At 65.4% G+C, this 26,132-nt stretch carries 30 protein-coding genes and 1 tRNA gene (1 of these 31 only partly in view); 14 read left to right on the forward strand and 17 right to left on the reverse strand.

Annotation, left to right across the window (positions count from 1 at the left end):
* Positions 1 to 166: 166 nt before the first annotated feature.
* The 12 genes from ACQR03_RS27015 to ACQR03_RS27070 form a co-directional block, all read right to left on the reverse strand.
* The gene (locus tag ACQR03_RS27015; RefSeq protein ID WP_434841586.1) at positions 167 to 1,267 is read right to left on the reverse strand and encodes a YeeE/YedE family protein; all 1,101 of its coding nucleotides are present in this window, start codon (positions 1,265 to 1,267) and stop codon (positions 167 to 169) included.
* A gap of 68 nt (positions 1,268 to 1,335) precedes the next feature.
* A complete protein-coding gene (locus ACQR03_RS27020) occupies positions 1,336 to 1,776 on the reverse strand; it encodes a DsrE family protein (RefSeq protein ID WP_409978004.1) in 441 nt (146 codons plus the stop codon).
* Positions 1,777 to 1,784: 8 nt separating this feature from the next.
* A complete protein-coding gene (locus ACQR03_RS27025; RefSeq protein WP_315826665.1) occupies positions 1,785 to 2,687 on the reverse strand; it encodes an alpha/beta hydrolase in 903 nt (300 codons plus the stop codon).
* Positions 2,688 to 2,697: 10 nt separating this feature from the next.
* Positions 2,698 to 3,132, reverse strand: coding sequence for a DsrE family protein (locus ACQR03_RS27030; protein ID WP_315718331.1), 435 nt, complete (start codon positions 3,130 to 3,132; stop codon positions 2,698 to 2,700).
* A gap of 26 nt (positions 3,133 to 3,158) precedes the next feature.
* Complete coding sequence (locus ACQR03_RS27035; RefSeq protein WP_315826664.1) at positions 3,159 to 3,917, reverse strand: c-type cytochrome; 759 nt, start codon at positions 3,915 to 3,917, stop codon at positions 3,159 to 3,161.
* Positions 3,856 to 5,139, reverse strand: coding sequence for a sulfite dehydrogenase (gene soxC / locus ACQR03_RS27040; RefSeq protein WP_315826663.1), 1,284 nt, complete (start codon positions 5,137 to 5,139; stop codon positions 3,856 to 3,858). The genes ACQR03_RS27035 and soxC overlap by 62 nt, the downstream gene beginning before the upstream one ends.
* A 5-nt stretch (positions 5,140 to 5,144) precedes the next feature.
* On the reverse strand, positions 5,145 to 6,839 hold the full coding sequence (gene soxB, locus ACQR03_RS27045) for a thiosulfohydrolase SoxB (RefSeq protein WP_315826662.1): 1,695 nt from the start codon (positions 6,837 to 6,839) through the stop codon (positions 5,145 to 5,147).
* A gap of 24 nt (positions 6,840 to 6,863) precedes the next feature.
* Complete coding sequence (soxA, locus tag ACQR03_RS27050) at positions 6,864 to 7,688, reverse strand: sulfur oxidation c-type cytochrome SoxA (RefSeq protein ID WP_315772267.1); 825 nt, start codon at positions 7,686 to 7,688, stop codon at positions 6,864 to 6,866.
* A 33-nt stretch (positions 7,689 to 7,721) separates the two neighbouring features.
* Positions 7,722 to 8,048, reverse strand: coding sequence for a thiosulfate oxidation carrier complex protein SoxZ (gene soxZ, locus ACQR03_RS27055; RefSeq protein ID WP_315718309.1), 327 nt, complete (start codon positions 8,046 to 8,048; stop codon positions 7,722 to 7,724).
* Positions 8,049 to 8,066: 18 nt separating this feature from the next.
* Positions 8,067 to 8,519 carry a thiosulfate oxidation carrier protein SoxY gene (gene soxY, locus ACQR03_RS27060; RefSeq protein WP_315718310.1) on the reverse strand — a complete coding sequence of 151 codons (453 nt, stop codon included), beginning with the start codon at positions 8,517 to 8,519 and terminating at the stop codon, positions 8,067 to 8,069.
* Between the two features lie 20 nt (positions 8,520 to 8,539).
* On the reverse strand, positions 8,540 to 8,983 hold the full coding sequence (gene soxX / locus ACQR03_RS27065) for a sulfur oxidation c-type cytochrome SoxX (RefSeq protein WP_315718311.1): 444 nt from the start codon (positions 8,981 to 8,983) through the stop codon (positions 8,540 to 8,542).
* A gap of 129 nt (positions 8,984 to 9,112) precedes the next feature.
* Positions 9,113 to 9,703 carry a thioredoxin family protein gene (locus ACQR03_RS27070; RefSeq protein ID WP_315718312.1) on the reverse strand — a complete coding sequence of 197 codons (591 nt, stop codon included), beginning with the start codon at positions 9,701 to 9,703 and terminating at the stop codon, positions 9,113 to 9,115.
* 94 nt (positions 9,704 to 9,797) lie between these two features.
* Between ACQR03_RS27070 and ACQR03_RS27075 the strand changes: the two genes are divergently transcribed.
* The gene (locus tag ACQR03_RS27075; RefSeq protein WP_315718313.1) at positions 9,798 to 10,514 is read left to right on the forward strand and encodes a hypothetical protein; all 717 of its coding nucleotides are present in this window, start codon (positions 9,798 to 9,800) and stop codon (positions 10,512 to 10,514) included.
* Here the strand turns inward: ACQR03_RS27075 and ACQR03_RS27080 are convergent, their stop codons facing one another.
* The gene (locus tag ACQR03_RS27080; protein ID WP_315778323.1) at positions 10,515 to 11,249 is read right to left on the reverse strand and encodes a cytochrome c biogenesis CcdA family protein; all 735 of its coding nucleotides are present in this window, start codon (positions 11,247 to 11,249) and stop codon (positions 10,515 to 10,517) included. It abuts the gene before it with no gap.
* Between the two features lie 121 nt (positions 11,250 to 11,370).
* Between ACQR03_RS27080 and ACQR03_RS27085 the strand changes: the two genes are divergently transcribed.
* From ACQR03_RS27085 to ACQR03_RS27095, 3 genes are all read left to right on the forward strand, one after another.
* Positions 11,371 to 11,760: a thioredoxin gene (locus ACQR03_RS27085; RefSeq protein ID WP_315754880.1), complete on the forward strand. Its 390-nt coding sequence runs from the start codon at positions 11,371 to 11,373 to the stop codon at positions 11,758 to 11,760.
* A gap of 24 nt (positions 11,761 to 11,784) precedes the next feature.
* Positions 11,785 to 12,135 carry an ArsR/SmtB family transcription factor gene (locus tag ACQR03_RS27090; protein ID WP_315718315.1) on the forward strand — a complete coding sequence of 117 codons (351 nt, stop codon included), beginning with the start codon at positions 11,785 to 11,787 and terminating at the stop codon, positions 12,133 to 12,135.
* Positions 12,136 to 12,256: 121 nt separating this feature from the next.
* On the forward strand, positions 12,257 to 13,342 hold the full coding sequence (locus tag ACQR03_RS27095; protein WP_315718316.1) for a YeeE/YedE family protein: 1,086 nt from the start codon (positions 12,257 to 12,259) through the stop codon (positions 13,340 to 13,342).
* 284 nt (positions 13,343 to 13,626) lie between these two features.
* On the opposite strand, the gene ACQR03_RS27100 is transcribed toward ACQR03_RS27095, so the two are convergent.
* A tRNA-Met gene (locus tag ACQR03_RS27100) sits at positions 13,627 to 13,703 on the reverse strand.
* A 488-nt stretch (positions 13,704 to 14,191) separates the two neighbouring features.
* On the opposite strand from ACQR03_RS27100, the gene ACQR03_RS27105 reads away from it, so the two are divergent.
* Both ACQR03_RS27105 and ACQR03_RS27110 read left to right on the forward strand, forming a co-directional pair.
* A complete protein-coding gene (locus tag ACQR03_RS27105; protein WP_316227080.1) occupies positions 14,192 to 15,625 on the forward strand; it encodes a coniferyl aldehyde dehydrogenase in 1,434 nt (477 codons plus the stop codon).
* A gap of 173 nt (positions 15,626 to 15,798) precedes the next feature.
* A complete protein-coding gene (locus ACQR03_RS27110) occupies positions 15,799 to 17,400 on the forward strand; it encodes a GMC family oxidoreductase (protein WP_316193871.1) in 1,602 nt (533 codons plus the stop codon).
* A 45-nt stretch (positions 17,401 to 17,445) separates the two neighbouring features.
* Here ACQR03_RS27110 and ACQR03_RS27115 read toward each other — a convergent pair whose 3' ends face one another.
* Complete coding sequence (locus ACQR03_RS27115; protein WP_315718074.1) at positions 17,446 to 18,207, reverse strand: SDR family NAD(P)-dependent oxidoreductase; 762 nt, start codon at positions 18,205 to 18,207, stop codon at positions 17,446 to 17,448.
* 110 nt (positions 18,208 to 18,317) lie between these two features.
* On the opposite strand from ACQR03_RS27115, the gene ACQR03_RS27120 reads away from it, so the two are divergent.
* Together ACQR03_RS27120 and ACQR03_RS27125 are read left to right on the forward strand one after the other, a co-directional pair.
* A complete protein-coding gene (locus ACQR03_RS27120) occupies positions 18,318 to 18,833 on the forward strand; it encodes a CvpA family protein (RefSeq protein ID WP_315718075.1) in 516 nt (171 codons plus the stop codon).
* 141 nt (positions 18,834 to 18,974) lie between these two features.
* On the forward strand, positions 18,975 to 19,757 hold the full coding sequence (locus ACQR03_RS27125) for an SDR family oxidoreductase (protein WP_315753786.1): 783 nt from the start codon (positions 18,975 to 18,977) through the stop codon (positions 19,755 to 19,757).
* Between the two features lie 293 nt (positions 19,758 to 20,050).
* Here the strand turns inward: ACQR03_RS27125 and ACQR03_RS27130 are convergent, their stop codons facing one another.
* Complete coding sequence (locus ACQR03_RS27130; RefSeq protein WP_315718078.1) at positions 20,051 to 20,500, reverse strand: DUF3775 domain-containing protein; 450 nt, start codon at positions 20,498 to 20,500, stop codon at positions 20,051 to 20,053.
* Positions 20,501 to 20,616: 116 nt separating this feature from the next.
* On the opposite strand from ACQR03_RS27130, the gene ACQR03_RS27135 reads away from it, so the two are divergent.
* The 4 genes from ACQR03_RS27135 (at position 20,617) to ACQR03_RS27150 (ending at position 24,020) form a co-directional block, all read left to right on the forward strand.
* Entirely contained in the window at positions 20,617 to 21,480 is an 864-nt protein-coding gene (locus tag ACQR03_RS27135) for an MBL fold metallo-hydrolase (RefSeq protein ID WP_315753788.1), read from the forward strand.
* A gap of 77 nt (positions 21,481 to 21,557) precedes the next feature.
* Entirely contained in the window at positions 21,558 to 22,400 is an 843-nt protein-coding gene (locus tag ACQR03_RS27140; RefSeq protein WP_434841585.1) for a fumarylacetoacetate hydrolase family protein, read from the forward strand.
* Positions 22,401 to 22,519: 119 nt separating this feature from the next.
* Positions 22,520 to 23,134 carry a glutathione S-transferase family protein gene (locus ACQR03_RS27145; RefSeq protein WP_316202593.1) on the forward strand — a complete coding sequence of 205 codons (615 nt, stop codon included), beginning with the start codon at positions 22,520 to 22,522 and terminating at the stop codon, positions 23,132 to 23,134.
* 19 nt (positions 23,135 to 23,153) lie between these two features.
* Entirely contained in the window at positions 23,154 to 24,020 is an 867-nt protein-coding gene (locus ACQR03_RS27150) for an MBL fold metallo-hydrolase (RefSeq protein ID WP_315753791.1), read from the forward strand.
* 31 nt (positions 24,021 to 24,051) lie between these two features.
* On the opposite strand, the gene ACQR03_RS27155 is transcribed toward ACQR03_RS27150, so the two are convergent.
* Positions 24,052 to 24,594, reverse strand: a complete 543-nt coding sequence (locus tag ACQR03_RS27155) for a methylated-DNA--[protein]-cysteine S-methyltransferase (protein WP_315753793.1) — start codon at positions 24,592 to 24,594, stop codon at positions 24,052 to 24,054.
* Between the two features lie 209 nt (positions 24,595 to 24,803).
* Between ACQR03_RS27155 and ACQR03_RS27160 the strand changes: the two genes are divergently transcribed.
* Entirely contained in the window at positions 24,804 to 25,604 is an 801-nt protein-coding gene (locus ACQR03_RS27160; RefSeq protein ID WP_315753795.1) for a phytanoyl-CoA dioxygenase family protein, read from the forward strand.
* Between the two features lie 96 nt (positions 25,605 to 25,700).
* Positions 25,701 to 26,132, forward strand: partial view of an NAD(P)H-dependent oxidoreductase gene (locus ACQR03_RS27165; protein WP_434841584.1) — the start only. It continues 876 nt past the right edge of the window; only the first 432 of its 1,308 coding nucleotides appear in the window; its start codon is at positions 25,701 to 25,703; its stop codon lies beyond the right edge, outside the window.

Genomic DNA, 26,132 nt, shown 5'->3' on the forward strand with positions numbered 1-26,132 from the left:
TCCGATCTGATCGGACAATGTTCTTCGTCGGAGGCTTGAAGTGCGCCGACACGCCACGCGTCGACGAGCCTGTGACAGACAGGTCCCGGAGATTCATGGATGCTGCGCCTTGACGCTGCATGTCCAATGCCGCTCAGCAGAAGCAGGCTCGCTTCCGCAGGATGCCTCAAGAAGGCATGACGGAGGGCGGCTGAACCGGGCTCTGCGCCGGCTTGGTGGCGAACAGCCAGCGGTCGACGACAAAATCGGTGACGGCCGCACCCAACCACATGCCACCGAGCACGATCCACGCTGTGAGCGCAAACACCGATGCCCCGGTTACGCCGGCGCCAACGGCGCAGCCGCCCGCCAGCATCGCACCGAATCCCATCAGGACGGCGCCGATCATGTAACGGCGCATGCCGCGCCCATCCGAGAAGCCTTCGAGATTGAGTTCACGCGCCAGCGCGGCCGCAACGAACGAGCCGATGAACACACCCGGAATGATGCCGAGATCGAAGCCCGGCTTCAGTTGCGGGCTGGCGAGCACCTGCATCAGCAGCTCCGCCGAAGGACCGCTGAATGTCAGGCTCTTCAGCGGCACCGGCGAGAACGAGGCCTGGCCGAGCTGATAAGTGAGGAGCCAGCCCCCGGCGACCGCCGCGCCCGCGGCCACCGCCGAGCGCAGGATCTTCGGGCCAACCTGAAACTTCGACACGGCGGCGAGCCCGGCCAGGAACCACAGCATGCCGAAGCCGAGCTTCTCGGGCGTACCCCCGCCGAACAGGCTCATGATGTCGCGCGACGGTCCGCCGTCGACGAGCCAAAGATTGGTGAGCCACTCGCGTGCCGGCGCGAGTAGGCCGCGATAGGCCGACTGCGCCGTCACCGCGAAGACGAGGCCGGACAGCAGCGCCCGCAGATTGCCGTTGGCCGAGAGCACCAGCAGACGGCTGGCACAGCCTCTCGCCAGGATCATGCCGCAGCCGAACAGCGTGCCGCCGATCATCGCGCCGGAAATGCTGCCCTGCTGCGCCAGCTGGCGCACTTCGGAGACGTCGAGCAGGCCCATCGCCACCAGCGCCTGGGTGCCCAGCAGCGCCGAGGCGAAGGTGAGAAGCCACACCGCCAGCCGCGGACCGCCCTGCCCGCGCGCGAACTCGATCGTGGCCGCCCGGAGGCAGAAGCGGCTGCGCTGGGCGAAGAAGCCGAACGCGCCGCCGGCCGCGAGCCCGCACAGCAGCGACACCAGCTCCTCACCCAGAAGGTCGATCAATGCGGTGAGCACAGGCGCTCCCGTCGTTCAGGCCTGCCGCTCAACATACCGGGCGGCATCGGCAAAGACGCATGCGTCCGTCACGGGCGCAGGTAGGCGTATCCACTCTGCTGCAACTCGGTGAGGCGCACGACGCCGCCCTTCTCCGCCACCGCGAAGCCTGGCAAGAGATCGTCGAGCTTCACGCCTTGCGCCTTCATGGTGTTCGCACAGGCCTCGAAGCCGACGCCGGCCTTCATGAGGCGCTCGGCCAGAGCCGAGATGGTCTGGTCGGCCGAAATCGCATGAAAGGCCCGCAAGCCCGGACCGTGGATCACCAGGCGAATGTCTGCGCGTCCAGGTCCTCCGGTCCCGTCGACGTGGTTCTGGAGGTTGCCGAGAACGAACAGGGCGCGGTCCTGATCGGCGAGATGATAGGCGACGCGCTGGCGCGGCGATTCCGTCGCCGCGCGTGCGCTGCTGACACCGAAGATTCCAAACAGGCCGGCAAGACCGGCTTGCATCAAAGATCGACGTTCCATGGTGGCTCCTAACGCGCGGCTGCAATGAATCCTGCGATGCGATCAGCGGCATCCTCGGCGGCGAGATCGCGAAAGAAGTGATCTGCGTCGTCAATCGTCTCCAGTCGGACACGGCTGCCGGCGCGTGACGCCAGCGGCGCGAACGACGCTGCCACGTCCGGTACCGTCTTGTCTTGCGCTGCCGCAAGCACCAGAACCGGCAGGCTCACATCGGCGACCAGCGCCGCCGTATCCTGACGCCGGTCGGCGCGATAGAATGCTGCGAATGCGCGCGCCGTCACCTTGGCATCGCGGCAATAGATGAAGCCCGGCACCGACATCCAATCACCGCCGCGCCCGGCGGCGATCGCTGCCTCAGCCTTGTCGAGCAGCGGCGCCAATCGCTGGCCGTAGCTCTCCGCATAGGCGTCTCTCAAACCGGCCTCGATGCTCGCCGTCGCGGGCGCCAGCAGGATCGCACCGTCGACCGCCGCTCTGGGATTGGCGGCCAGATAGCGCGCGACCTGATTGGCGCCGCGCGAATGACCGAGGACGAAGACGTGCGACGACGTCTTGCGCGCTTCACTCAGCCAGGCGGCGATCTCCACGACAGCATCGTCCGTCACATAGTCATGGGGTTTGGCACAATCGTACATGCCGGTGCGGCGATCGAGACCGAGCACGAGATTGTGCGCGAGCGAGGCGATCCCCCGCTCGGCCAACGCCTTGGACAGGCCCTGGATGGTCTCCATGTCCTTGTGCGCGAGCGTGCCGTGCGTCATCAGCACCAGCGGCACATCCGGTCCAGACTGCGCCGGCAGTCGGAGCGTGCCGAGCGCCGTACGCCCGCCGATCGTGAGCTCGCGCGGCTCCTCGGCCGCGAAGGCGATCGACGCAATGAACGAGACGACAAGAGCGAGCCACCACCGCATCGCAAATTCCTCAGGGACGCACGATCGTCCAGTTCTTCTCGGACAGCTCCAGCAGGGTCGCGACCCCGGTCTTGACGACCGTGACACCGTCGAGCAGAGGCGGCTGCCGTCCCTCCTTGCTCGCGAGCGTCTCCAAGGTATTGCCGCAGGCGATGAAGCTCACATTGGGCATCGACTTGGCGAAGCCGAGCACCCGCTCCTTCACCGGCGAGCGGTCGGCCAGCAGCATGTCGAGGCCGCCATTGAACGCAACGATCACGATCTCGACCTCCGCGCCCTCGCCCGAATAGTGGCGGGAGACATTCGCGGCCACGTCGAGCACCGCGCGCATCTTGGCCGGATCCTCGTCGCTGATCTGCAGCGCGAGCCTATGTGGCTCGGCTGCAGTGGCGATGGACGCAACCCCGCTTCCGGCCAGGGCGACGGATGCGGCCGCCAATAGCATCTGGCGGCGGCTGCATCCGGCAATCCTCACTCGACGCCTCGCGGCTTGCCGTCCTTGTCTTCCGGCGTGACGTCGACCGCTGTCGCGCGTCCGGTGATCTTGACCGGCGCGATGCAGTTCTTCATGCAAGGATCCTTCTGCCAGAACGCCTTCTCGCTCGTGCTCCGGTCATCCATGATGAACCCGCCCTCGTTCGGCATCTTGATCGTGGCGAGATTGCTGTTGCTCAGCTCGAAGTTCTGATCGGTGATCACGTCGTTCAGATACAGCACATAGGCGACCAGCGCGTAGTACTCGTCGACCTTCAGCGACTGCGGGCTGCCGAACGGCATCGCGTGGCGGACGTAGTCGAACAGCGTCGAGGCGTAGGGCCAGTAGGAACCGACCGTCTTGACCGGATTGTCTGATGTCAGCGATCCCTTGCCGCCGGCGAGCACCGGCCAGCGGCCGGCACCCTCGCCGAATTCGCCATGGCAACTGGCGCAATTGTCCATGAACAGCTTCTCGCCCTGGGCGACGGTGCCCTTGCCGACTGGCAGCCCCTGCCCGTCCGGACGCACGTCGATGTCCCAGCCGCGGATCTCCTCCGCGCTCGGCGCGCGGCCGATGTTGAAGCGCTGCGGCGCCTTGGCATCGGACTTGGCCTCGGTCTTCTCGCTCGGACCGCCGGCGAACGCCACCGAGCCCGCAAGCGCTGCCAGCGCTGCGGCGGCAATGATGAGCTTAGGCGACCTCGACATTCTCGACCTCACCGTTTGCCTGCACATGCCAGGTCTGGATGCCATTGTTGTGATAGATGGAGTTGTAGCCGCGGACCTTGCGCAGCTCGGCCTTGGACGGCTGGACGTAGCCGGTCTCGTCCTGGACGCGCGACTGCAGCAGCAGCGGCTCGCCGTTCCAGTCGAACTCGTAGTAGAAACGGGTCAGCGCCTTGTCGAGCACCGGGCCGTCGATCCGCGCCGGCCACCAGTTGCGGCCGCCATCGAGCGACACGTCGACGCGCTTGACCTTGCCGTTGCCCGACCACGCCAGTCCCGAGACGATCGTGAAGCCCTTGCCATGCTTGATCGGAGCCTGCGGGCTCGGGCTCGTGATCACCGACTTGGCATCCATCGCCCAGGTGAAGCGCCGCGCCTTTCCGTTCGGCAAGAGATCGGTGTATTTCGAGGTTTCCTCGCGGGTGTGCCAGGGCTGGTCGCCGACCTTGATACGGCGCAGCCACTTGACCCAGAGATTGCCCTGCCAGCCCGGCACGACCAGGCGCATCGGATAGCCCTGCTCGGGATACAGCGCCTCGCCGTTCATCTTGTAGGCGATGATGCAGTCGTCGAGCGCCTTCTCGATCGGCAGGCTGCGATCCATCGACGCGGAGTCGGCGCCCTCGACCAGCAGCCATTTGCCGTTGGTCTTGACGCCGGCCTCTTCGAGCAGGGTGCGCAGCGAGACGCCGGTATATTGCACGCAGTGGATCATGCCATGCGTGAACTGGCAGCCGTTGAGCTGGGCGCCGCGCCACTCCATGCCGGAGTTGGCCGCGCATTCCATGAAGTGGATGCGGTTGACGCGCGGGTAGCGCTTGAGCTCGTCGAGCGTCAGCAGCAGCGGCCGCTCGACCAGGCCATGGATCATCAGCCGGTGATCGGCCGGATCGACGTCGGCCACGCCGCCGTGATGGCGCTCGAAGCACAGCCCGTTCGGCGTGATGATGCCTTCGAGCTCATGCAGCGGCGTGAAGCTGACCGAGGATTCGCGCGAAGCCGTCAGCCATTCGACGTCGCGGCGGACAACGTCCTTCTCGAACTTCGACGGCTTGCCGTAGGGGCGCACAGCGACGCCCTCGCCAAGGGTCCGCGTCCATTCCGGCACGTTCGGCGGCTGGTTGGCGGGATTGCCGACGCCGGCACGCGCCTGCGAGGCCAGCGCCGTGGCGGCAAGACCTCCGGCTGCAGTCAGGAAACCACGGCGCGACGCGCGTGGGGCTGAGGGAAGTAGTTTGTCCTTGGACATCGTCGTCACACTCCGGAGACTTTGACGGCCCGGTTGGGCTCGAGACGAACGGTTTTCTGGCGCTGCAGATAGCTCGATACGACCTCCCAGATCGGCGGTCCCTGCGTGCCTTCGTTGACGCTGGCCCAGCCCGCGACCTGATACTCGCGCGTCGGATCGATCGCGGCCCCGGTCTTGATCAGGCGCATGTCGGAGATGCGCTGCCCCTGCGGCTTGTTGACGTCGATGGCGTAGGACATGCCGCCGATGCGGACCATGTCGCCGCCCTGCTGGTAGTAGGGATCGACGTTGAACAGGTTGTCGGCGACGTCCTCGATGATCTCCTTCAGCCGCGTTCCGGTCATGCCCATGCGATAGACGGCCGGATAGGTGATCGCGGTGGCGTTGGTGACGTCCTCGAAGGTGATATCCTGGCCCGGCATCACGCTGGTGCCCCAGCGGAAGCCCGGCGACAGCGCGATCTCCGCATCGCGCTCCTGCAGCAGCGCCTGGCAGATGAGGTCATCGAACGTGCCGTTGAAATTGCCGCGGCGATACAGCAGCGTCTCGGTCCGTCCCAGCGGGCGGGCGAGATCGGCGGCAAACGGCTTGCGCACCTCGGCGATCTTGGCCGCCATCGCCGGATCCGGCGTGATCACGTCGGAGAACAGCGGAATCAGCTTGTAACGATAGCCCTTCACCTCGCCGTCCTTGACGTCGAGATCGAGCCGCGAGACGAACTTGCCGGAGGAGCCCGACGCGATCAGCAGCGTCTTGCCGACCTTGACCGCTTCAGGCAATGCATCATGGGTATGACCCGTGAGAATGACGTCGAGACCCTTGATGCGGCTGGCCAGCTTGCGGTCGACGTCGAAGCCATTGTGTGACAGCAGCACCACGAGGCCGGCGCCGTCCTTGCGTGCCTTGTCGACCTGGGTCTGAACATCCTCCTCGCGCACGCCGAACGACCAGTTCGGAATCATCCAGCGGGGATTGGCGACCGGCGTGTACGGGAAGGCCTGGCCGAGCACCGCGATCTTGACGCCGCCGCGCTCGATCATCGTCGAGGCTTCGAACGCCGGCTCGTTCCATTCGGTGTCGCGGATGTTGAGGCCGAGGAAGGGGAAGCCCAGACCATCGACCGCCTGCTTGACGCGCTCGGTGCCGTAGGTGAACTCCCAATGCCCCGTCATCGCATCCGGCTTCAGCAGCGCCATGCAGTCGATCATGTCCTGGCCGCGGGTCTTCAGCGACGACCATGAGCCCTGCCAGGTGTCACCGCCATCGAGCAGCACGACCTTGTCGCCGCGCTCGGCGCGGATGGCCTTGATGACGGTGGCGGCGCGGTCGAGCCCGCCGATCCGCCCGTAGGTCTTGGCGAGCGCCTCGAAATCCTCCGAGGTCAGCGCATAGGCCGACGACGAGCCCGGCGCGATGCCGAAGCGGGTGAGGAAATCCTTGCCGGTGACATGCGGCGGCTGGCCCTTGGCGTCACCGACGCCGAGATTGGTCGACGGCTCACGGAAATACAGCGGCATCAGCTGGCCGTGGATGTCGGTGACATGCACCAAGGTGACGTTGCCGACCGGATCGAACGCCAGCAGCTCCTTCTCGGTCAGCTTCTGCTGAGCAAAGGCGCGGGTCGCACCCGCAAGACCGGAGCCACCCGCCAGGGCAGCCGCCGCCAATGCGACCTGAACGAATTCGCGACGCGATATCATGATGTATCTTCCTTGTGTCCGCGGCTAGTTGCGGACCGACGGTGTCTCGACGGGCAGCCCGATGCCGCGCCAGGCGACGTAGACTTCGAGCGCGAGGAACTCGTCCGACAGCGGCTTGTAGGGCACGCCGCGAACGTCGAACATGCAGCCCTCGAAGCGTTCGTGCAGCGGGATCAGGCGCTGATCGCGCAGCCGGTAGGTCGGAAAGCCGTTGGTCTGGCCTTGGCTCAGAAAATCGGCGCGCATGAATTTGCCGTTGTTCTTCTCGTGGCAGGACGCGCAGGCGAGATCGAGCTGCCCGACCCGCGTATAGTAGATCTCCTTGCCCTTCTCGAACCATGGCGACATCGGACCGTCGGTCTTCACCGCCACCGGCATGCCGCGCGACTGGTAGCGGACGAACGCCGTCATGTCCGTCAGTTCCTTCGACTTGAAGGCCCAGGGCTGCGCCTTCATGTGCTCGGTGCGACAGATGTTGATCTGCTGCTCGAGATTGACCGGCTTGTTGAGCTTATCGCTCCATTTGGGCATGGCGGCGCCGACGCCCTTCATGGTCTTTTCCGCCTCGCCGTGGCAGCTCATGCACGACTTGCCTTCGCTGCCGTCGACCGTCTTCCAGACGTCGGCGGCCCGCTCCACCGCGAGGAAGCCGGGATTCTCCAGGTCGTCATCCTGGAGCGCGCGCGTTTCCTTGGTGCGGAACTGATAGCCCGAGATGATGGTCTTGAAGACGTGACCGGGAGGCGCCGGAATGCCCTTCCGTTCGGCCTCCTGGCCGAACGTCGCGACTGCGGACAGGGCCAGCGCGGCCGAAGCCAGGACGGCGAGAGAACCGTAGCGAATGGACATCCGTCACTCCTCCTAGCGATCACACGCTGCCGATCAGGCCTTCAACGCGATCTTCTCTTCGGCCGTCACCACGGAGCCATCATCATCCGTCCATGCGAACTTGAACGTGCCTTCCTCGTCGATCCTTGCGTCGAACTGGATGTACGGGTTGGCGGAGATCGCCGGCTCCAGCGCGCAGGAGAACACCGGCTTGCCGTTGAACTCGCAGGTGAACTTGTTGATGATCTTGCGCGGGATCGGCTTGCCCTGCGCATCCTTGCGCTGACCCGATTCCATCAGATGCGAGACCAGCGTCTTGATCTGGATGATCTCGCCCTTCTTGGCTTCCTTCGGAAGCTTGATGCGCGGCTTGTCTGCCATGTTCGTCTCTCCCCTGTCTCAGCCGCCGCAGCCGCCGATGGTGACCTTGACGGTCTTGCGCTCCGTGAAGAGCGAGCCGTCACTCATCTTCGCGACCGCGATCACGTTCTGGGTCTGCGCCAGACGGATGCGGATCGATGCCTCGGCCTTGCCGGACATCGGCGTGAACATCAGCGTGGCGACGCCGGCATTCGGATTGCCGTCGGCCACGAACAGCACTTCCTTGACGTAGTTCTCGGCGGTCATCGGGCTTTCGACCGAGAGCGCGAGCGGCACGGTGTTGCCGTTCTCGGCGATCTCAGGCAGATCGAGCGTGATCTTGCCCTTGGCCGCTTCCTTGCCGCCGGTGAACTTCTTGATCATCTCGGCCGCGTCGTTGCTCGGCTCGGCGTTGGCGGCCATCGGCAGCACCGTCAGGGCGACGAAACCGCCGCCGAGAAGGAACGCCTGTCGTCTGTTGATTGCGCCCATGCATCATCCTCCAGAGGCGGTTACTTCAATGTTTCGAGAAAGGCGACGACGTCCTCGACCTGCGCGGCGGTGAGGACGGGTTTGCCGACGAACTCCGACCTGACGCGATTGAGTCCGTCGTTCTTGTAGAAGGCGGGCATCACCGTATCGGTGAAGATGCGCTTGGGATCGGCGACGATCAGGCGCAATTGCGCCATGTTGTAGCGGGTCGCGACGCCGTCGAGCGACGGACCGAACTCGCCGTGAAACTCTTCCGACTTCAGCGACGACACCTGATGGCAGGCGAGGCAATTGCCCAGCGTCCGCGTCAAGAACACCTTCTTGCCGGCATCGGCATTGCCGGGCGCGCCCGTCAGCGATTTCGGAATGGCATAGTCGACGACATCGAGCCTGATCGGCTCGTCACCCCGCGCGGCTGCCGACAGCAACACGCAGAGCAAGGCGGCCGGAATCAAACGGCGCATGTTTCCACCCTGACCGGCGAGGCGTCCCCTCGCCTTACGATGACACGACGGACTTACGATCCATCATATTCAAGAATTATGATTTGATAATGTGATTGGTGTCAAGCGCATTTCGATGCCGCACTGCACTCAACCCCTGGTCGAAGCGAGATAGTCGCGGAATGTGCCGCGCTCATAGGCCCTCTCGCGCACGAAGCGGAACATTGCGAGGAAATGCGGCGGCTTGAGATAGCCCGGCGCGCGCGCCACCTCGCGCGCGAGCGGCTCCTTCGCAGAGACCCCCTCGGCCGATGGCGGAAAGAACTGGAACGTCGGCGTGAAGCGGATCGCGTAGCGCTCGGCGAGCTCCTTCTCGGCAAGCTCCTTGCCATCGAAGTCGATCACCTTGCGCGCGCCGAGCAGGTTGAGCTGCAGCACTTCGAAATTGGCGCGGATGTAGTCCGTGATCTCTTGATCGGCAAAGTTCACCAGATGCGTCTCGCGGCAATACGGGCAGCCGCGCAGCTCCCACATGATCGCAAGCCGCTTGCCTTCCGACGCCGCGCTTTCGAGATCCTCGCGCAGGTCCAGGAAGCTGTTGAGAAACCAGGACTGGTGATAGAGCCCGTCGTCGCCGAGCGCCGCGTCGGCCTGCGCCGGCGCTGACGCCAGGCCGACGGCCGCCGCGGCAGGCAGCAGCGCAACCAGATCGCGCCGTGTCATCGTCCGGTTCGTCGTCATCAGCCTGCTCACGCGCTTTGCCAAGTCCACTTTGCCAAGTCCACGGAATTTCGATACATGATATTCGAATAACAGAATGTGAAAAGGACATTCGATGCTGCGCCGCGTCATCATGCTGTCGCTCGTGCTGTCATGCCTCACGCATGGCGTCCGTGGGCACGCCGAAGAGAACGCGGACGTTGCTGCCTTCATGCGCTCGGCGATGGCCAGCCTGCGCACCGCCGCGAGCTATGGCCGCACCGGCAATGTGGGCCTGGCGCAGATCGAGCTCGACGACGCCCGGATCGCCTGGGGCAGGCTCAGCCGGCTCGCCGAACGCTCCAATGCGCCCTATTCGGCCAAATCCTTTGCAGAGCTGATCGCCACCGGAAACGATCGCCTGAAGCAGGCGGACGAAGCGCTGACCGCAGGTGACGGGGCACGCGCTGCGGCGGCCATTGCCGCGTTGCGCCGGTCGCTTCACGCCCTGAGGCAGGACGCCGGCGTGGTCGAACTCAGCGATTGCGTGTTCGACCTGTCACCCGTCATGGACGCGTTGCGCAACGCAGCTGCGCGGTTCGCTGCGGGCAAGGCCGAGCCTGGCGAGGTCGTCCAGGCCGGCACAGCGCTGCGCGACCGGCTGCAACGCTGCAACGGCCTCGCCGCGCCCGACGTGGCGAGCCAGGCCGAGTTCCGCCGCCTGATCGACGGCGCCACGACGAGTGCCGGCGAGATCGGCCGCGCGGCGCGCGAGAGCGACGCCGGCCTGGTGCATCGCTATGAGATCGAACTGCAGTCCTTCGTCAATCTATTGGACTTCCGCTTCGGCTGATCAGCCGATGGTGGCGAGCGACGGAAAGCGCTCGAAGATCCATTCCGACATCCGCGGGATCACGCCGGCGAGAAAGGCCGCGCCGGTCAGGACGAGAAAGCCGCCCATCGTCTTCTCGACCAGGGGGAGATGCGGCTTGATGCCCTTGAGCATGGTCATGAACTGTCCCGTGAAGGCAGCGGCGATCAGGAACGGGATGCCGGTCCCGACCGAATAGGCGGCGAGCAGCAGCGCGCCCTTCCCCACCGTCGCCTCCGCGCCGGCCATCATCAGGACGGCGGCAAGGACCGGCCCCGCACACGGCGTCCAGCCGAAGGCGAAGGCAAGTCCCATCACGAACGCACCGAGCAGGCCGGCCGGCTTGCTTCCGACGTCGATCGTGGCGCTCCGGTACAGCAGCGGGATCCGGAGCACCCCGAGGAAATGCAGCCCCATCGTGATGATGACGAGGCCAGCGAGGATGCCGAGCTGGCTGAGATGGCCGGCAATGAACCTTCCGAACACCGAGGCGGTGGCGCCGAGACCGACGAACACCAGCGAAAAACCGCCGACGAAGCACAGCGCCGTCAGCACCGTCCGCCGCCGCTGGGCCATGCTGGTTTCGCCGATCGCGTCGGCCGCCGAGACGCCGGCCATGTAGCACAGGAACGGCGGGACCAGCGGCAGAATGCACGGTGACAGAAACGACAACAGACCCGCGGCCAGCGCGGCGCCCAGCGTGACGTCGAGATCCATCTTTCCCCCCGTTCGGCCAGCGCTACGTGCCCGGCCTGCCGGGCAGGATTCGGAAATCGCGCACTAGTACATATTCGAATTTAATGATAGATTGGCCGCCAAGTCCAGAGAGGATCTCGGCATGACCAGCAGACGTGCATCGCGCGGATTCGCAACGCTCGCAGGAGCCGTAGTGACCGGCATTTGCCTCTCGTCCCCGGCGTTCGCCTCCGAGCTCGTGATGTTCGAACGTCCGGGCTGCGGCTGGTGCGCCCGCTTCAACGCGGAAATCGGTCCGATCTATGACAAGACCGACGAGGGGCGCGCGCTGCCGCTGCGACGGGTCGACCTTGCCAAGCCGCTGCCGACGGACCTTTCCGGTATCGATCCGGGAGCGTTCACCCCGACCTTCGTGGTGGTCGATCAGGGCCGCGAGATCGGACGCATCCGCGGTTATCCCGGCGATGCGTTCTTCTTTGGGCTGCTCGGCCGCATAATGAATGCTACAAGCGGGGCTCCGGCCCGCTCCTGACGCCAACCGAGGGATTCAGAATTCATGCCGCTGCCGAAGTTGAAGGACATCGAAACCTCTGCCGAGCTCGAGCAGATGATCGAGAAGGCGCGGGAAGCCAGCGAGATGCTGAAGGCACTGTCCCACGAGTCCCGGCTTTTGCTGCTCTGCATCCTCGCCGAAGGCGAAAAATCCGTCACCGAGCTCGAGCAGTTCCTGGGCGAGCGGCAGTCGACCGTCTCGCAGCAGCTCGCCCGTCTCAGGCTCGACCGGCTGGTCACGACGCGGCGCGAGGGCAAGACGATCTACTACAGCCTTGCGAGCGAAGATGTCCGCAAGATCCTGACGGCGATCTACGACGTCTATTGCGAGCCGGTCCGCAAGCGCCGCCGCTGACCGGTTGGCCCTCGCGGTCTCGGGCTTCGCATCGGCGCGCCCCGTAGCGGCGCAAGAGGTCTGGCGTCCCCGCCGCTCCTGGCGCACAATGCCAGGAAACCAACGAGGATGTCGGAGAGGAATGCTCAGCCCATCAGCACTGACGTTCATGTGTGGGCTGCTCGCGGGCGCCGTTCTCGGCGTCGCCGGTCGCGCCGGCCGCTTCTGTACGCTCGCGATGCTGGAGGACGCGTTCTTCGGCGCCGATACCCGGCGACTCAAATCCTTCGCTCTGGCGGCCGCGGTCGCGCTGGTCGCAACCCAGCTGCTCGCCAGCTTCGGCCTGATCGACCTGTCGCGCTCGATCTACTTGACGTCGTCCATTCCGCTCGGCGGCGCCATCCTCGGCGGCTTGTCGTTCGGAATCGGGATGGCCCTGGTCGGCACCTGCGGCTTCGGGACACTGGTCCGTATCGGCGGCGGTGATCTGCGCGCCATCGTCGTGTTTCTGGTGCTGGGCGTGTCAGCCCTGGCCGCGATGCGCGGGCTCACGGGATTCCTGCGCATCTCGCTGATCGAGCCGCTCTCCATACGCCTGCCCGAAACGATGACCCAGGGCATGGATATGCTGCTGTCGCCCGCACTTGGCTCATATGCGCGGCCGGCAACCGTTTCCGTCGCAGCGGTCGCGCTCGCGGCCTGGGCATTGGCCGACGGGCGCCTCGTGAGATCGCCGCGCCTGCTGCTCTCCGGCCTCGCCGTAGGCTGCGCGGTGGCGTTCGGCTGGTTCGCCACCAGCTGGCTCGGCAATGACGATTTCGATCCGGCGCGCGTGGCATCCCTGACCTTCGTTGCCCCGCTCGGCAATACCGTGCTCTACATCGCCACGCTTTCGGGCAGCCGGGCCGACTTTGCGATCGGCTCCGTCGCCGGCGTGATCCTGGGCTCGTTCGTCGCGGCAATGTTTTCGCGCGTCTTCCGCTGGGAAGCCTGCGATGACGCGCGTGAGCTGAAGCGTCACATGACCGGCGCGCTGCTGATGGGCACCGGCGGCATCATGTCGATGGGCTGCACGATCGGACAGGGCCTGTCGGCTTTCTCGACGCTGGCGATCTCGGCGCCGCTGACGATGCTGGCGATCACCTGCGGCGCACGTCTCGGCCTCGAATACACCATGACCGGCGAATGGCGCCCTGCCGTGCGCAACCTGCTGCGTCTGACATCGTGACGGCGGCTGCGCTCGCGCAATGTGCAAGCTCGCTCCCACGCCAGGGCAATGGGGTTGTACCGCAGGCAGACGGATTGTGAATTTCGCCGATGCCTCAATACTTCAGTTCACGCGCTTCGCAGATTGTCTGCCGGCTCGCATGGTCGCCTGAGCGCCGTCCTGGTGATAATTCCCGGATCTTCCGATGCCACGCTTCAGGGGGAGACGGCACTGTCCTCAGCTGCACAGCAGCTCACAAACCAAAACTCCCGCAGCCTCGTCGGCTACGGGAGTGTCGGTCTCAATGGTTGCGGGGATAGGATTTGAACCTATGACCTTCAGGTTATGAGCCTGACGAGCTACCGGGCTGCTCCACCCCGCGTTAACTTGTGCGTCACCTTCAGAGAAGCGCCGGGCGGTCCTGGCAGACACCGAGGCGCTGCCGATCCATCCCAAAGGCTTCCTGAGAAGGCTTGAGCCCGTTGGCCTAGCCGGCCGTCGGGTGCGGGCGGTATGTACCAATGCGAGGCCGGTTTGGAAAGGCCTTTCGGGAAGTTTTTTTGCCGGATTGTGACACCGCCTGTCGCACGACTCACAGCAGAAATTACCTCAACATTACAAATACATATGAGAGCGACCTATTTGCCGGCCGGGACCACGGCACGGCCCGGGCTGGGGACAAGGACAAGTTCTTCGGGGGGCAGCGGCAGGGACCGACGACACACACACCCCAAATGGATTGGCTCCACGCTCGCGCCCAGGCGGCGCAAAACCGACGCCGCGCTTGCCAAGGGTCCCGCAACGCGGCAGCTTTAAGCCAACCAGAATGACGGCCCTGCACGCGGCCGCGGTACACGCGAGGAGACGTCCATGGACCAGTCCCTGAAGAGCCCAGCCCTCTCGGCGCTCGACGACGCGTTCCACGCCCAGGTCGAGGCCTCCCGCAATGCGCCCCCGCCCGCTCTCGCGGCACGGCTGGACGGCCTGAAGCGGCTGCGAGCGATGCTGTCGGACAACGAGAAGCGCCTGGAGCAGGCGATCTCGGCCGATTTCGGCCACCGCTGCGCCGTCGAGACGACGATTGCCGAAACGCTGTTCCTGCAGGCCGAGATCAGGCACACGCTCAAGGTGCTGCCGCGCTGGATGGCGCCGCGGCGCATCGCCACCGCGCTGCAGTTCTGGCCGGCGCGCAACCGCCTGATCCCGCAGCCGCTCGGCGTGGTCGGCATCATCGCGCCGTGGAATTACCCGTTGCAGCTGACGCTGGCGCCAGCAATCGGCGCGCTCGCCGCCGGCAACCGGGTCATGATCAAGCCGAGCGAGCTGACGCCGCACTTCTCCGCGCTGCTCAAGGAGCTCATCGCGGCGAATTTCGACCCGACTGAGCTCATCGTCACCGGCATCGAGGACGGCGTCGCGGAGACCTTTGCCGCGCTGCCGTTCGATCATCTGGTCTTCACCGGCTCGACCCGCGTCGGCCGCATCGTCGCTGAGGCCGCCGGGCGCAACCTGACCCCGGTGACGCTCGAGCTCGGCGGCAAGTCACCGACCATCGTCGACGTCTCCGCCGACATCGACGAAGCCGCGGAGCGCATCGCCTATGCCAAGCTGCTCAACGCCGGCCAGACCTGCATCGCGCCGGACTACGTGTTCGTGCCCGAACAGCATGGGGACGCATTCGCGAGCAAGCTGCACCGGCACATGCTGCAGATGTTCGGCACCAACCCGGCCAATGGCGACTACACGTCGATCATCTCCGAGCGGCACTATGCCAGGCTGGAAGGATTGCTGCGCGATGCGATCGCGCGCGGCGCCAGGACGCTGAGCACGACCAGCCCGGAAGATCCGGCCTGGAAGAAGCTGCGGAAATTTCCGCCGACGATCGTGGTCGGTGCGAGCGCGGACATGGCGATCATGCAGGAGGAGATCTTCGGTCCCCTGCTGCCGATCATGACCTATCGGCAATCCGACGACGTCATCCGCCACATCAACGCCCACGACCGGCCGCTCGCGCTGTACTGGTTCGGCACTGACGCTGCGGCCCGTGACACGGTGCTGGCGCGCACCGTCTCCGGCGGCGTCACCATCAACGACTGCCTTCTGCATTTTGCGCAGATGAACCAGCCGATGGGCGGCGTCGGCGCCTCCGGCATCGGCCATTATCACGGCGAATGGGGCTTCAACAGCTTCAGCAAGTTGAAGCCGGTGTTCTACCGCTCTCCCTTCAACCGCATGAAGGATCTCTATCCACCCTACGGCGCCAGCATCGCGCGGATCGAAAAGCTTCTGCGATTCCTGTCCTAGCCAATCGTCGTTCCCGGGGCGCAGAGCGCGCCCCCAGGAATCCCGAGACGATCGGGTGCAGATCAAACTCTCGATTCCGAGTTCGACGCTCAGCGCAAATGACTTCGCCACCTGCCGCGCGCCGCCGGAACGACATTCGAACAACAAGCAAAACAAACATCAGGGAGAGATGCGTGACGGACGAGGTCGATTTCATCGTCGTGGGCGGCGGCAGCGGCGGCGCAACGGTTGCCGGCCGCCTGTCGGAAGATCCGGCGACATCCGTCGCGCTGCTCGACGCCGGGGGACGCAACGACAACTGGATCGTGACCACGCCCTACATGCTGTTCCTGATGGTCGCGGGGCCCGTCAACAACTGGTCCTTCACCACCGTGCCGCAAGAGGGCCTGGACGGGCGCAGCGGCTATCAGCCGCGCGGCCGCGGGCTCGGCGGCTCCTCCGCGATCAACGCCATGGTCTACATCCGCGGCCACCGCGCCGACTACGATCATTGGGCTTCCCTCGGCAACACCGGATGGTCGTATGACGACGTGCTGCCCTACTTCAAGCGCGCCGAGAACAACGCCGAGTTCAACGGCGCGTATCACGGCCAATCGGGACCACTGCCGGTCAGCCGGCTGCGCACCGACAATCCCGTGCACGACATCTTTCTCCAGGCGGCGCGCGAAGCGCAGTTTCCGGTCCGCGACGATTTCAATGCCGACACGCAGGAAGGGCTCGGGCTCTATCAGGTCACGCAGAAGAATGGCGAGCGCTGGAGCGCGGCACGGGCCTACATCCAGCCGCATCTCGGCAGCCGCAGCAACCTGCGGGTCGAGACCTCGGCGCATGCGTCGATGATCCTGTTCGAGGGCAAGCGCGCGGTCGGCGTCAAGTATCGCCAGGGCAAGGAGGTCAAGGAGATCCGCTGCCGGCGCGAAGTGATCCTCGCCTCCGGCGCGTTCCAGACCCCACAATTGCTGATGCTGTCGGGCATCGGCGACGCGAGCGCCCTGGCGCGGCTCGGCATCGCCGGCGTCCACCATTTGCCAGGTGTCGGACAGAACCTGCAGGACCATCCGGATTTCATCTTCGCCTACACCTCCGACAACCCCAACTTTTCTTCGCTGTCGCCGAAGGGCCTGCGCCGGCTGCTGGCGGGCATCGGCCAATATCGCCGCGAGCGCCGCGGCGTCCTGACCTCGAACTTCGCCGAATGCGGCGGCTTCCTGAAGACGCGGCCTGATCTCGACGTGCCCGACATCCAGTTGCATTTCGGCATGGCCGTCACCGACGATCACGGCCGCAAGCGCCACGGCAATGGCTTCTCCTGCCATTTCTGCCTGCTCAGGCCGAAGAGCCGCGGCATGGTCGGCTTGAAGAATGCCGATCCGCTCGCCGCGCCGCTGATCGATCCCAACTTCCTGGGCGAGGCCGACGATCTCGAAACCATGGTGGCCGGCTACAAGACCACGCTGCGGCTGATGCAGACGCCGGCGATGCGCAGCCTCGGCAAGCGCGACCTGTTCACGTCGGATGTCAGGACCGACGACGACATCCGCGCCATCCTGCGCGCCCGCGTCGATACGGTCTACCATCCTGTCGGCACCTGCAAGATGGGCGTCGACGATCCGCTCGCCGTGGTCGATCCCGAATTGAAGGTGCGCGGAATGTCCGGCCTGCGCGTGGTCGACGCCTCGATCATGCCGACCCTGATCGGCGGCAACACCAATGCGCCGACCATCATGATCGGCGAGAAGGCCGCCGACATGATCAAGCGCGAGCTGAAAGGCTGAGACCGCTCGCCATCGAGGGAAATCAACCTGCCGATCAGCAGGGCCTCACGTCAGCAGGAAGCCGCCGTCCACCGTGACGACGCTGCCGGTCATGTAGCGCGAGGCGTTGGACGCCAACAGCAGGATCGCGCCGTCGAGGTCGCTCTCGTGGCCGACGCGCCGCTGCGGGATCCGCTTGACCAGCTTCTCGCCTGCCGGCGTCTCCCAGACCTCGTGATTGATGTCGGTGTCGATGTAGCCGGGCGCCAGTGCGTTGACGCGGATGCCGCTCGCCGCGAGCTCCAGCGCCAGCGCCTTGGTCGCCTGCACCACGCCGGCCTTGGAGATCGCATAGGGCGAGATGAACTTGACGACGCTGAAGCCGAGCACCGAGGCGATGTTGATGATGTTGCCGCCGGTCTTGCGCGCGGCCATGCGCCGAGCTGCTTCGGTTGCGGCAAAATAGGCGCCCTTCAGATTGGCGCCGATCACGGCGTCCCAATCCGCCTCGCTCTGCTCGACCGCGAGCTTCTCTACCGCAATGCCGGCATTGTTGATCAGCACCGTCACGGGTCCGAGCGCGGCCTCGGCCGCATCCATGCCCCTGACGATCGATGCCATGCTCGTCACGTCCATCTCGACCGCGGCGGCGCGACCACCCCTTGCCTTGAGCTCCGCCTCCAACGCCTTGAGCTTGCCGGTCTGGCGTGCCGCGAGCGCGACGGCGGCGCCACGTGCCGATAGAACCCGGGCGAACTGCCGGCCGAGCCCCTGGCTCGCGCCGGTGATCAGGATCACCTCGCGGCTGACGTCGAACAGCTCGGACATGGTTCCTCCCACGATTGCTCATTTGTTGCGGCGCATTGATACAGACGATTTGAAGTAGCGCAAACCGGAATCGTTTACCGGGCCCGGCCTACAACCGCGGCGGAGCAACCATGAACGCTTTCGACCTCGCCGCTTGTGCCGCACTGATGGTTGCCGTCTACAGCGGCTTCTCGACCGGGCTGTTGCGCAGCGCCATCACGATTCTGGCCTACCTGCTCGCGATGCCGCTGGCGATGGGCGCGGTTGCGGCGATGAGCCCGCAACTGCGCGACGTGCACGGCACTCCGCTGGCACAGAACTGGCTGCAGTTCTTCGCCGCCTTCGTCGTCATCGGCATGGCGCTGGGCAAGATCGGCCGCATCCTGCTCGACGAAGCGATCGGTTCCGAGGCCGGTTTTGGCGACCGGCTCGGCGGCGCTCTGCTGGGCGCCGTGCGCACCGGCATGGTCGCGACCACGCTGGTGCTGGTGTTCGACAGGATCGTTCCCCCCGAGCGTCAGCCGCGCTTCCTCGAGGGATCACGCCTGCGGCCGATGCTCTCGCTCGCAGGCGCAAAAGGCTTCCGCTCGCTGCCTCCGGAGCTCGCAAGCCTGATCGACCGGCTGAAGCAGGAACGGCGCATCTGACGGACACGGCGGCGCCGCCTCTCCCGTCATAGCGAGCCATGCAATTCGGCACAGGCCGGCTGCTCTTATCAGCGGCAATTCGGTTGGCTAGAATGCACCCATCTTTCTTCCAGCCTCACTGACATATCGGAGTGATCAATCGTGGATCTCGGGATCAAGGGCCGCCGCGCCATCGTCTGCGCCTCCAGCAAGGGCCTGGGCCGCGCCTGCGCCATCGCGCTGGCCAATGAAGGCGTACATGTCACGATCACGGCGCGCGGCGCCGAAGTGCTGGCGAAGACCGCGGCCGAGATCCGCGCGGCCAATCCTGGCGTCACCGTCACGGAAGTGGCGGGCGACATCACCACGCCCGAGGGCCGCGCCGCCGTGCTGAAGGCCTGCCCGGATCCGGACATCCTGATCAACAACGCCGGCGGCCCGCCGCCCGGCGATTTCCGCAACTGGACCCGCGACGACTGGATCAAGGCGCTCGACGCCAACATGCTGACGCCGATCGAACTGATCAAGGCGACCGTCGACGGCATGATGGCGCGCAAGTTCGGCCGCATCGTCAACATCACCTCGGCCGCGGTGAAGGCGCCGATCGACATTCTCGGCCTCTCCAACGGCGCCCGCGCCGGCCTCACCGGCTTCGTCGCCGGCCTGTCGCGCAAGACCGTGATCAACAACGTCACGATCAATGCGCTGCTGCCGGGGCCGTTCGAGACCGACCGCCTGCTCTCGACGGCAAAGGGCGAGGCCGAGAAGCGCGGTGTCACGCCGGAGCAGATCCTCGCCGACCGCGCCAAGACGAACCCTGCAGGTCGCTTCGGCGATCCCGAGGAATTTGGACTCGCCTGCGCCTTCCTGTGCGGCGCCAAGGCCGGCTACATCACCGGCCAGAACATCCTGCTCGACGGCGGCGCCTTCCCAGGCACGCTGTAAGACAGACTTCCTTGGGCGGTCTGGCGCGGAAACCTGCTACGCCGATCCCGGGCTTTCACCTCGCCCCGCTTGCGGGGAGAGGTCGGATTGCATCGCGAGATGCAATCGGGGTGAGGGGGGCTCTCCGCGAACGCGGTGTCTGTAGAGAGTCCCTCTCACCCCAACCCTCTCCCCGCAAGCGGGGCGAGGGAGCGCAGTGCCGGCGCAATAGGAATTCGAATCCAACTAATAAAGCTGTGAGTTCTGTTTGCCATCCGCGCTATGAATACAGCGACTCTGCCTTTCCGAACGACCTACCGCTTCTCGTCCTCGTCGCGCTGGCTTGGGCTCGACGAATCCGCCGTGGTGCGGCCTTCGGTCCAATCGATGCCGAACGCATCGAGGCCCTCCGCCAGCAGGTCGCCGAGCATCGGCTCGCCCAGCAGATAACGCGCGGTGTGGCGGTCGCGCTGGCCGGCGGCCTCGCGGCGCAGATCGTCCCACTCGTCGATATCGCCGTCGCCGCGGCCGAGCCGCATCAAGGCGACGAGATCGGTCTGCTCGTCCTCGGTCATCGCGTTGATGAAGCCGGTGATCTCGCGCACCACGGGATCATCGCCGCTATCCTGGAGCACGTCGACCATGTCGTCATCGACGGCATTCGAGCCGGATTCCTCATCGGTCGCCTGCTCCTTGACGTCGAACTCGCGCGCCTTTTCGATCAGGAAGGCGACCTTCTCGGGCGATATCGTCAGCTCTGGCATGGCGTTCTCCTCATGGACGGACTGCAGCAACGCCTGTTCCGGGCAGTTGATCCATTGCGCCGGAACAAGCCGCGCGGCATCGTGACCGGCATCAAGAATAGGACGAGGAAGCGCGCATGTCTTGGACGATCGGCCGGGTCAGGGTCACCAAATTCGTCGAGCTGGAGACCGTCGGCGGCACCCGCTTCATCCTGCCGCAGGCAACACCCGAGACGATCCGCGAGCTGTCCTGGCTCACGCCCGATTTTGCGACCGATGAAGGTCGGCTGAAGATGTCGATCCACACCCTGGTGCTGGAAACACCGACGATGCGGATCGTGGTCGACACCGGGCTCGGCAACGACAAGCAGGGCCGCAGCGTGCCAATGTGGAACAACCGCGCGACACCGTTCCTGGAAACGATGAGCGCTGCCGGCCTCCCGCCTGAGAGCATCGACATGGTGATCTGCACCCACCTCCATGTCGACCATGTCGGCTGGAATACGCGGCTGGTCGACGGCCGCTGGGTCCCGACTTTCTCCAATGCGCGCTACGTTTTCGGCCGCACCGAATATGAGCATTGGCGCGATCACAGCGAGGCCGCCGACGAGACGGCGACCTTCGCCGATTCCGTGCAGCCGATCGTCGCCGCCGGACGCGCGGAGTTCGTCGGAAGCGAAGCGGTGATCACCGACGAGATCACCCTGATCCCGACGCCGGGGCACAGCCCGGGTCATGTCAGCCTGCACATCCGCTCGGATGGCGCGCAGGCCGTGCTCACCGGGGACGTCGCCCACCATCCCTGCCAGATGGCGCGTCTCGATTGGAGCTCGACGGTCGATTCCGATCCGGCGCAGGCGATCGCGACCCGGCGGGCGCTGTTCTCGCGTTTTGCCGACACCGAGACGCTGGTGATCGGCGGCCATTTCCATGCCGGCCATATCCGGCGGGACGGCGCCGCCTTCCGCTTCGAGGCATTACAGGGCAGCGGCGACGCATAGCCCGCAAGGTTGAATTTCCTCCCGCCATGCTCCATGACAGGGCTCTGGAATACCAGGGAATTGAGGGAGAGAAACCAATGAAGCTTGTTCGCTACGGCGAGAAGGGCACGGAAAAGCCGGGCCTGATCGACGCATCCGGCCAGTTGCGCGACCTGTCGGCGCATGTGAAGGACCTCGATGGCGCGGCCTATGCGCCGGAGTCGCTGAAGAAGCTCGCCGCGCTCGATCCGGCCTCCCTGCCCGCCGTTGCCGGCAAGCCGCGGCTCGGCGCCCCTGTCACCGGCATCTCGAAATTCGTGGCGATCGGCCTCAACTACTCCGACCATGCCAAGGAGACCGGCAACCCGATCCCGGCCGAGCCGATCTTCTTCCTGAAAGCCAACACCGCGCTGTGCGGTCCCTATGATCAGGTCGAGAAGCCGCGCGGCTCGACCAAGCTCGACTGGGAAGTCGAGATCGCCGCCATCATCGGCACTCGCGCCAAATACGTCTCAGAGGCCGAGGCGTTGAACCACATCGCGGGCTACACGATCTGCAACGACGTCTCCGAGCGCAACTTCCAGATCGAGCGCCTGGGCCAGTGGACCAAGGGCAAGTCGCACGACACGTTCGGTCCCGTAGGTCCGTGGCTCGTCACCAAGGACGAGATTCCAGACGTGCAGAACCTGTCGATGTGGCTCGACGTCAACGGCCAGCGCCGCCAGACCGGCACCACCGCGACGATGATCTTCTCGATGGCGAAGTGCATCTCCTACGTCTCGCAGTTCATGACGCTCCTGCCCGGCGACATCGTCACCACCGGCACGCCTCCCGGCGTCGGCATGGGCATGAAGCCGCCGACCTTCCTCAATGTCGGAGACGTCGTCACGCTCGGCATCGAGCGCCTCGGCGAGCAGCGCCAGGAGATCATCGAGGCGTAAGGCGCGATATCGACTTGTGAGTCATTCCGGGATGGCGCGTAGCGCCAGACCCGGAATCTCGAGATTCCGGGTTCGATGCTTCGCATCGCCCCGGAATGACCAGCCAGAGGACACTTCCGATGAAACTCACCTTCTCGCCCGCCTCGCCATTCGCCCGCAAGGTGCGCATCGCTGCCATCGAACTCGGGCTGATCGACCGGCTCGAATTCGTGCCTGCAGCCGTGGTGCCGGGCCAGGCCAATGAGGAGTATTCGAAGATCACGCCGCTGAAGAAGCTGCCGGTGCTGATCCTCGACAATGGCGACGTGATCCTGGATTCCTACGTGATCGTCGAATATCTCGACGAGCTCGCCGGCGGCAACGAGCTGATCCCCGCTTCCGGCCCGTCGCGCTGGAAGGTCAAGAGCGAGCATTCCATGCTGCAAGGCATGCTCGATTCCATGCTGCTATGCCGCTACGAGGCGATGGTGCGGCCCGAGGGCCTCCGCTGGCAGGCCTGGTCCGACGATCATTGGAACAGGGCCTGGATGGGCATGGCGCGCTTCAATGCGCAGCCCGACTTGATGACACGCCCGTTCGACATCGTCGCGATCGGACTCGTCTGCGTACTCGGCTATGCCGATTTCCGCTTCGCCGATTGCGGCTGGCGCAAGGCATTTCCGGCACTCGACGCGTTCCACAACAAGATGCTCGAACGCGAATCGGTGAAGATCTCGGTGCCGCCGGCGGCTTGATCCCTGAACAGGAGCTGCCGTGACGCTGACGTTCTCGGTTGCAGACACGACCATTCATCGCATCATCGAGCAGGAAACCACGTTCCTGCCGGCGCGTGAGATGTTTCCCGAGCTGACATCGGAGATGCTGGCGGCAGAGCGCAGCGCGCTGCAGGCGGCCGGTGCCCTCGATGCGCAGGACACGCTGATCCTGTGCTTTCAGTCCTACGTGGTGAGGACGCCTCACCACACCATCCTGATCGACAGCTGCATCGGCAACGACAAGCCGCGCGCGCGGCCGGTCTGGAACATGAAGACCGACGACAGCTACATGCTTGCGCTTGCGGCCGCGGGCGTATCGGTCGACGACATCGACGTCGTGATGTGCACGCATCTGCACACCGATCATGTCGGCTGGAATACGCGGCTCGACAACGGCCGCTGGGTGCCGACCTTCCCGAATGCGCGCTACGTGTTCGCGCAGCGCGAATATGACTACTGGGTGGCGCAGAATGCCAAGGCCGAGGTGCCTCCATTCGCCGACAGCGTGCTGCCGGTGGTCGAGGCCAAGCGCGCCGACATCGTCGGCGACGCATTCGCGATCGGTGATCATGTCCGGCTGCTGCCGACGCCGGGCCACACGCCCGGCCATATCGCAGTCGCCGTCGGCAGGGGCAGAGACGATGCGGTGTTCGCCGGCGACCTGATCCACACGCCGCTGCAGCTCAGCTTTCCCGAGCTGTCACCGAGATTCGACGTCGACCCGGCTCAGGCCGGGGTGACGCGCCGCGCCTTTCTCGAGCGCTATTGCGACACGTCGACGCTGTGCTGCACGGCGCACTTCCCGTCGCCCTCGGTCGGCCGCATTACCCGCAAGGGCAACGGCTTCGCCTGCGAGGCGGTCTGAGACACGGGCGCGGCGCCGGTCACCGCGCCCGTCAATCGAACAGGCTCGGCGTATGGTTCACCGCGGCGCCTTCGATCGCCAGCATCTTCAGCTTGGTCTCGACACCGCCATTGGCGGAGAAGCCGCCGGGCTTGTTGCCCGCCGCCAGCACGCGATGGCAGGGTACGACGATCGGGCACGGGTTGCGCCCGAGCGCCTGGCCGACCTCGCGTGACAGCTCGACTCCCCCGAGCTGCTTGGCGATATCGCCATAGGTCAGGGTTCGGCCCGGCGGGATCCGGCGCGCGATCTCGTAGACGCCGCGCTGGAACGCGCTGACGCCGTCGAGATCGAGGTCGACATCGCTGAGATCATCCGGCTCTCCGGCAAGCAGCGCCGTGATCCGCGTGATGGTGCGCCGCACATGCGGCGGCGGCTCGGCTTCGCCGATGCCTTCGTAACGCTGCTGCATCCGGATGCGGATCTGCGCGACGCCGCCCATCGGCAGTTGCACCGCATTGATGCCGCGCGCTCCCCATGCGATGGCGCAAGGGCCGATCGCGGTCTCGAAAATTGCAAAGCTTTGCTCTGACATGACGGACTCCATCGCCGCTCTGCCCCGTATCATCTGCCAGTCAAATTAGGCTTGGAGAATGTTGCGATCCACCCGGATTCTGCCAATGTCGACAGCGGAAGCACCGTGATGCCCATCGGCAGGCCGAAAGGATGGGAGCACGGCGCAGGGGCAGCCCGGCGCAAAGAGCGGGCGCCTCATCCGAGGAAACCAAGGCGAGGGAGACGGCCATGAAGCTGACGCCGGAGCAGATCGCATTCTTCAACCGCGAGGGCTGGCTGTTCCTGCCCGAGCTGTTCAGCCCCGAGGAGACCGCCTTTCTCGCCCGCGAGGCCGAGGCGATCTATGCGGCTAACCGTCCCGAGGTCTGGCGCGAGAAGAGCGGCGCGCCGCGCACGGCGTTTGCCGCCCACCTCTACAACGACGCCTTCCGCGTGCTCGCGGCGCATCCGCGCATGATCGAACCGATCGAGCAGATCTTCGGCGAGAAGGTCTACATGCATCAGTTCAAGATCAACGCCAAATCGGCCTTCACCGGTGATGTCTGGCAATGGCACCAGGACTACGGCACCTGGAAGCGCGACGACGGCATGCCGGAGCCGCGCGCGATGAACATCGCGATCTTTCTCGACGAGGTGATGCCGATCAACGGCCCCTTGATGCTGGTGCCGCGCAGCCAGCATGCCGGCGACCTCGAGGCGTCGCATGATCTCGCGACAACGTCCTATCCGTTGTGGACCTTGGACGAGGCGACGGTGACGCGGCTGGTCGCGGAAGGCGGCATCGTCGCGCCGACCGGAAAGCCCGGCGGCATGCTGATGTTCCACGGCAATCTTGTGCACGGCTCCGCCGGCAACATCACGCCTTACCCGCGCAAGATCGTGTACCTCACGCTCAACGCCGTCTCGAACCATATCCGCACCCCGACGCGGCCGGAGTACATCGCGCATCGCGACTTCACGCCGATCGCGATGCTTCCGGATGACGCGCTGCTGCAGCTCGCTCGCGCCCATCGCGAGGCGGCGGAGTGAGGCTCGCACTCCATCATCTAACAGGTCGTCATGCCCGGGCTTGACGCGTGAGTATTGGCCGCATCGACCTGCGTCGAAGAAACACTGGATCTTTCAATGAACCTCCACGCCCTCCTCCAAGCCCGCGCCGCCGCCGGCAAGCCTGTGCGCGTCGCACTGATCGGCGCCGGAAAGTTCGGCTCGATGTTCCTGGCGCAGGTGCCGCACGTCGCGGGCCTCGAGGTCCCCGTCATCATCGACCTCGATCCCGACCGCGCCCGCGACGCTTGCCGGACGGTCGGCTGGAGCGCCGAGCTGATCGCGCGCACGAATTTCAGCCCCGACGGTTCGAAGGCGACGGGTGACGGCATTGACGTCGTTGTCGAAGCGACCGGCAACCCTGCTGCCGGCATCCGCCACGCGCGCGCCGCGATCAAGGCTGGCAAGCACATCGTGATGGTCAATGTCGAGGCCGACGTGCTGGCCGGGCCGCTTCTCGCGGAAGAGGCGCGCAAGGCGGGCGTTGTCTATTCACTGGCCTATGGCGAC

Origin of the sequence: Bradyrhizobium sp. HKCCYLS3070, assembly GCF_051167575.1 — a bacterium.
GTDB lineage: Bacteria > Pseudomonadota > Alphaproteobacteria > Rhizobiales > Xanthobacteraceae > Bradyrhizobium.